This is a genomic window from Lactobacillus helveticus DSM 20075 = CGMCC 1.1877, assembly GCF_000160855.1.
GTDB lineage: Bacteria > Bacillota > Bacilli > Lactobacillales > Lactobacillaceae > Lactobacillus > Lactobacillus helveticus.
The window spans coordinates 393,896-397,138 of the sequence record NZ_GG700752.1; the positions used below are offsets into that span (position 1 = coordinate 393,896).

At 38.4% G+C, this 3,243-nt stretch carries 2 protein-coding genes; both read left to right on the top strand.

The window, feature by feature from the left end:
- The first annotated feature begins 90 nt into the window (after nt 1-90).
- A complete protein-coding gene (locus tag HMPREF0518_RS01840) occupies nt 91-1,485 on the top strand; it encodes a fibronectin type III domain-containing protein (protein WP_003625550.1) in 1,395 nt (464 codons plus the stop codon).
- A 253-nt stretch (nt 1,486-1,738) separates the two neighbouring features.
- On the top strand, nt 1,739-3,001 hold the full coding sequence (gene tyrS / locus HMPREF0518_RS01845) for a tyrosine--tRNA ligase (RefSeq protein ID WP_003625551.1): 1,263 nt from the start codon (nt 1,739-1,741) through the stop codon (nt 2,999-3,001).
- The last annotated feature ends 242 nt before the right edge of the window (nt 3,002-3,243 follow it).

Genomic DNA, 3,243 nt, shown 5'->3' on the forward strand with positions numbered 1-3,243 from the left:
ATTAAACGAAAGGCCGAACGCGAAGTTCGGCCTTTTTTGTGTCTAATGGTAAAATAGTAGCTAAGAAAAAACGTTTTAAAGGTGATTAAGATGAAAAAAATAATGAAAATGGCACTAGCAAGTGCTGCACTTCTTGGACTTTCCGCAACAACCGTTCAAGCAGGAACATATAATCCAAAAAATACCACTGCTTTTAAAATTAATAAGCTTAACCATGTAACTAAGGGTAAAATTTACAAGTTGCATTTGCCTGCAGCTGGTAGATTAGTTACAAATGGTGATGTTACTTTGAAAAATAGCATGGAATGGACATGTATCCCTTATGGCAAAAAGAAGAATACATATTATTTGCGTAAGGGTACATACTATTTGACTAGTTCAAAGAATGCTAATGTAAAGACTGCTTATACTCGTTTAACTAAAATTCGTAAGGGTCTAGAAACGTACGTTGAAACAAAGAAGAATAATGATAACAGCAGCCTTAAGGCTAGAAAGATTGAAATCGGTCAAAAGATTAAGGCCATGGGTGAGATGTACAATTACGATAGTATCGACTACTACAGCTTTACTATTGATTCACCACAAATGGTTACGATGAAGATGACCAATAATCCAATTTATCAGCTTGGAAAAGGCAACATCTTTAGCAAGATGGACGTAATCATGTTTGATAAAGATAATTCTGTTGGTGGTGGCACTATGCTTTACCCAGAGGATTTCAAAGTTAATGGCAATAAGACGGCCAGTCAAAGCTGGTACTTGGCTAAAGGAACTTATGTATTTAGCGTAAATACTCGTGGACTTTATGACTTCCAATTGACGGCTGTTCCTGATACACGTATGGTGCCGGCAGATACTGAAATTGAATCTTTGAAGGATACCAAGGATGGCGTGATTGCTACATTGAGGGATGCACTTCATGCTAAGACTTACGAACTTGCATGGCGTGAGAAAGGTCCAAAGGCTGCTTCCTTTGCTTCTAGCAGCAATACCACAGAAGTAAGTACTGCTCCTGAAACACGCTATATAGAAAGAAATGGCCATAAAATTCCAGTTCAAATTGGTAAAAAGTTAGTTAATGGTCAAACCTATGATTTCGTGGCTCGCGGTGTAAGCAACCCCGATTACATTCGCTATGGTGTTCCAGAAACTGATAATTATTTTGGTGCTTGGAGTAAAGTCGTAGAGCACACTTACTATGCTCCTTCAGATGCAACCCCGGGTGCAGTTGATTTAACTATTGCTAAAGCAGATAATACTTACCACAACATTCATGTAGCTTGGAAGAAAATTGATAGTGCACAAAGCTACCGTGTTGCTTACCGTCAAAAGGGTACAAGCAAGTGGTATTACGAAGTGACTGATCAAGTTTCTAATGCAATTACAGGCATTACCAGAAATAGAAGCTATGAAGTAAAATTGCAAGCTTTAAACGGTAGAGAAGAAGGCCCATGGTCCGCAATTAAAACAGTTTTCTTAAAATAGCGGTTGACTAAAGCGATTTTTCTCGTTAATATCATAACTAACGAATGAGTAGCGAATCGGCTCAGCGTTCAGAGAACTAGCGGGTGGTGTGAGCTAGACAGGCCGGTTTTAGCGAATTACTTAATAGGGTTGCTCCTTTACAGGCTTTAATAAGGCGCAATAGCGCAAACGTGGGTGGTACCACGGCTAATAATGTAATTTAGTCGTCCCTTGATCTTCGGATCAGGGGACGTTTTTTATTGGAGGAAAATATATGGCAAAGTTTGATATCTTAGAGGACTTGAAGTGGCGTGGAGCCATTAACCAAGAAACTGATGAAGAAGGCTTACGCATGTACTTAGCAGAGCATGATGACTTGGCTCTTTACTGTGGTACTGACCCAACTGGTGATTCACTTCACATCGGTCACCTTATTCCATTTATGATCTTGAAGAGATTCCAAATGGCAAGTTACCACCCAGTAATTTTAATCGGTGGTGGTACTGGTGCAATCGGTGACCCATCTGGTCGTAAGACTGAACGTACTTTGCAAACTGCTGACCAAGTTAAGCACAATGAAGAATGCTTGACTAACCAAATGAAGAAGTTGTTTGGTACTGAAAACTTTGAAATTAGAAACAACGCTGAATGGCTTGGCAAGCTTAACTTGATCGACTTCTTGCGTGACTACGGTAAGTTCTTCCAAGTTAACAACATGATTAACAAAGACGTTGTTGCTAGTCGTCTTGAAAATGGTATTTCATTTACTGAATTTACTTACCAAATTTTGCAAGCAATCGACTTCTACCACTTGAACAAGGATGATGGCGTTCAACTTCAAATTGGTGGTAGCGATCAATGGGGCAACATCACTGCAGGTATCGATCTTATCCATAAGCTTGAAGGTGCAGATCGTCCTGCCTTTGGTTTGACTATTCCATTGATGCTTAAGGCTGATGGTACTAAGTTTGGTAAGTCAGCTGGTGGTGCTGTATGGCTTGATCCTGAAAAGACTAGTCCTTACGAATTCTACCAATTCTGGATTAACCAAGATGACCGTGACGTTGTTAAGTACCTTAAGTACTTTACTTTCCTTAGTCGTGAAGAAATCGAAGATTTGGCTGAAAAGACTGAAAAGGAACCTTGGAAGAGAGCAGCTCAAAAACGTTTAGCTGAAGAAGTAACTAAGTTCGTTCATGGTGAAGCTGGTTTGAAAGAAGCACAAATGATTACTGATGCTTTGTTCTCAGGCAACATCAAGAACTTGTCAGTAACCCAAATCGAACAAGGCTTGAAGAATGCTCCGAGTGCAGAAGCCGGTTCAGAAAAGAAGAACTTGGTGGACTTCTTAGTTGATACCAAGATTGAACCATCAAAGCGTCAAGCTCGTGAAGATATTAAGAATGGTGCTATTTACGTTAATGGTGATCGTGAACAAAGCGTTGACTTTGATGTTGATCCTTCAAGCGCATTTGATGGCAAGTATGTAATTATCCGTAAGGGTAAGAGAAAGTACACTTTGGTTACTATCAAATAATTAACTGTTTTACTTAAATAAATATAGTATAAATGGGATGCGTGAGCATCTCATTTTTTATTATTTATTGTACCTATATAATTTTTACTTATTATAGCTATGCTAGAAATGCTTGCAGAACAGGTAAAATATTTTTTACTAATTAAATCGTTATTTTATTTCTTGAATATAAATTGCATTATTAGCGCTTTATAGCATTCACAAATTCACATGATGACTATATGAATAAATAAATTACAACA